4 protein-coding genes are annotated in these 3,098 nt (G+C 61.2%); all 4 read left to right on the top strand.

The annotated features are described in order from the left end of the window. Positions 1-327: hypothetical protein (locus tag WAW39_RS27565; RefSeq protein ID WP_422322495.1), on the top strand; the 327-nt coding region annotated here is incomplete at its 5' end. A 117-nt stretch (positions 328-444) separates the two neighbouring features. After that, positions 445-978, top strand: a complete 534-nt coding sequence (locus tag WAW39_RS27560; RefSeq protein ID WP_422322493.1) for a hypothetical protein — start codon at positions 445-447, stop codon at positions 976-978. After that, the gene (locus tag WAW39_RS27555; protein ID WP_422322491.1) at positions 975-2,666 is read left to right on the top strand and encodes a GspE/PulE family protein; all 1,692 of its coding nucleotides are present in this window, start codon (positions 975-977) and stop codon (positions 2,664-2,666) included. The genes WAW39_RS27560 and WAW39_RS27555 overlap by 4 nt, the downstream gene beginning before the upstream one ends. 3 nt (positions 2,667-2,669) lie before the next feature. Then, positions 2,670-3,098 (top strand): type II secretion system F family protein (locus WAW39_RS27550; protein WP_422322489.1); only part of this gene is annotated, 429 nt, incomplete at its 3' end.

The raw sequence follows: 3,098 nt of genomic DNA, 5'->3' as shown, positions 1-3,098 counted from the left end.
GTGCCCGTGCTGAGCACCATTCCGCTGGTAGGCAAGCTGTTCAGCTCGAACACCAAGAAGCTCGAACAGGTCAGCCTGGTCTTCATCATCACTCCGCATGTGTATGATGCCTCGCGTGCGGGTGCAGGCATGGCTGAAGCGAACTGGCACGTGCGTGAGCTGTCCGGCATGCAGCCGGATGACATTCAGGACACCAACCTCGACCTGCCGCCGACCACCTGGTATCAAAACCTGCCCACGGTCAAAACCCGGGGGGCCGAGCCGCCGCCTGCGCCGAAGCAGTCGTGGTTCAAGCGTCTGTTCTCGAAAAAGTCCCCCAGCCAGTAAATCGCGGACGGTGTTCGGAGTCCGTCTCCGGCCCCGTGAGCGCCATCGATCACGCAGATTTTCATGTCAGCCCCTCTTCCTAACCTGCAGTTCCCGGCTAAGACGGACCGCAACAGCATGCGTCCGGTGCTTGATCGTATCGCGGGAACCACGGTGATGTACCTCCAGCAGGGTGATTATCTGGTGGAGAGTGAATCCGCGCCCTTGCTGGCCGCCTATGGCGAGAAGCTCGGTGCGGCGTCCGGCTTCATGCCCGACTTCCTGGAATTCGCCGCAGAATACCAGGCGCAAAAGCATGCGCTGACGGCCGAGTGCGAACTGGCGCGGATGCAGAGGCTGCTGCGCAACAGCCTGAACGACCGGGTGCATTGCTGGAGTTTCGGTCCCTTGTCGGGCCGGGCCTCGGCATTGTATGAGCACTGTCCGGTCCTGCGCCCGGTGTGCATGGCGCTTGGTTGTCCTGCGACGCTGGCAGGAGAGACGAGCATCGTTCATGTCACCTCGCTCAATCCTGTTTCAGCTCTGGCGGCGTCGTTCTGGATCAGCCAGGAATTGAACCGTACGTCTGAAGGTGATGCGCCGTTCGTCTTCAGCTTCTTCACCGACCTGCCTGCATGGCAGTTGCTCATGCAGCGACATTTTGCCCCATGAATCTGAATCTCGGCATCGAGTTCAATCACACGATCCAGCGGCTGATCATCAGCCAGCTGCGGGCGGCCACGGGCAGTCAGGATGGTCAAACGGATGAAGCGCTGGTGCGCCGCACGTCGAAAACGCGCATGCTGGGCGCCGTCGGTCGTGCTGCGGGGCTGCCGGCCTTTCCCCAGGTGCGGGAGATGGCGGATGCGGAGTTTATCGGCCACTGTGATCCCGTGGTGATGTCACGTGGCATGTTCGTGCCGCTGCGGCGCAACGCGCAGCAGGTGCTGCTGGCAGTCGCGAATCCGTGGGACTACCGGGCGGATGATTACTGTGCGACGCGTTTCCCGGAGGATGAAGTGTTGAAGGTGGTCACGCTCGCCTCCGAGGTGTCCTCCATGATCGAGGGATCCTCCAGTTCCTCGGGACCAAGCCGTGCGGAACTCGAGGCGGTGGAAGTGGAGGAGTTCTCCAACGAAACGCCGGACTTTGATGTCACGCGTCAATACGATGAGCCGATCGCCCAGCTGGTGGCGAGCATGGTGAGTGATGCGATCAAACAGCACGCTTCGGACATCCACATCAAGACGGAGAAAACCAGCTTCCAGTACTGTTTCCGCGTCGATGGAGCGCTTGGGGTGCGGTTCGAAATGCCGGTGAAGCTGCGTGACCGGGTGGATGCGTTTCTGCTTAATCTCATGCGCCTCGCACCGGAGGAGCGCAGCAAGCGTCCGGGCATTTCGGGCCGCTTCACCGCCAGCTACTACGGACGCGCCGTCGGGGTGCGCTATGAGCGGCACCGCACGTACCGGGGCTATCACGTCACCATGCGTCTGCTGGACAAGACGCATCTGGAGGCACGGCTCGGCATGGGTACGCTGGCCTTTGATGAGGAGACCTTGTTTGAGCTCGACAAAGCCATGTCGGTGCCCTCCGGCATCATCGTGATGTCTGGTCCCACCGGTTCCGGCAAATCGACCACGCTGAACGCGATGCTGCGGGAGCTGAACCACCCGGAGGACAACATCCTGACGCTGGAGAATCCGGTTGAAGACGAGATTCCCGGCGTGACGCACTGCGACCTGCGCGACTCGACCGAGTTCAAACCGATGATCGCCAGCTTCATGCGCTCCGATCCAGACATCATCCTCATGGGTGAGGTGCGTGATCGTGAATCGGCAGAGCTGGCCATTGAGGCCGCCATCACGGGCCACAAGGTGCTGACCACGATTCATACGCCACGCGCTTCGCAGATCATTGAGCGCTTTCAGCAGCTCGGCATGGAGCGCTGGAAGATTGCGCAGACGCTGAAGGCGGCCTGTGCGCAGCGGCTGGTCAAGCTGCTGTGCCCGAGCTGCAAGGAGAGCATCGAAGGTGTGTCGGAACGTGAGATCCGGCTGTTTCATCTCGATTCGTCCTGGGCAAAGCGCCCGCTGTTCAAGCATCACAAGGAAGGCTGCGCAGAGTGTCTTGGACGTGGTTACTCCGGGCGCACCGCGATCCTGGAGATTTTGCCCATCAGTCCGAAGCTCGGGGACAAGCTGGCGAAGGGGGAGATCACGCCCTATGAACTCGAGGCGGAAGTGCGCCGGGAGTCGGGGCTGCCATCGCTGCGCGACAATGGCCTGAAGCTGATGGCCGAGGGCAGAACCGACCTTGATGCGCTGAAAAAGGTGCTGGATCTCACCTACGAAACCTGAGCCATGAACGCCTTCCAAGTCACCCTGCGCAACATCAAGCGGCCCGAGATCTCCAAGGTGATCGAGTGCGAGGCGCCGAACCGCGAGCAGGCCGCGCTGCTTGTCAGCAAGCCTGGCTTCCGAGTGGCCCTGATCAAGTCCCTCGCCGGCACGCCGAAGAGTGAAAAGTCCAGGAAGCCCGTCTCCCGCAAAGAGCTCATCAAGCTTTTCCGCGGCCTCGCCTCCATGCTGAAGGCGAACATCAGCACGGCAGACGCGCTGCTGTACTACTCGCAGGGGCTGCCTGATCCGGAGTTGCAATCGTCGCTGATGAACATTCGCAACCGGCTTGAAGCCGGGATGCCGGTTCACATCGCCTTTGCCAAGGAGCAGACGTTTGACGGCACCATCATCACCATCATCGAGGCCGGTGCGGATGCCGGACAACTCAGT

It is taken from the genome of Prosthecobacter sp., assembly GCF_049294395.1.
In the GTDB taxonomy this organism is placed as follows: domain Bacteria; phylum Verrucomicrobiota; class Verrucomicrobiia; order Verrucomicrobiales; family Verrucomicrobiaceae; genus Prosthecobacter.
The sequence above is the reverse complement of the archived record's forward strand: the minus strand, read 5'-3'. Positions and strand labels throughout refer to the sequence as shown.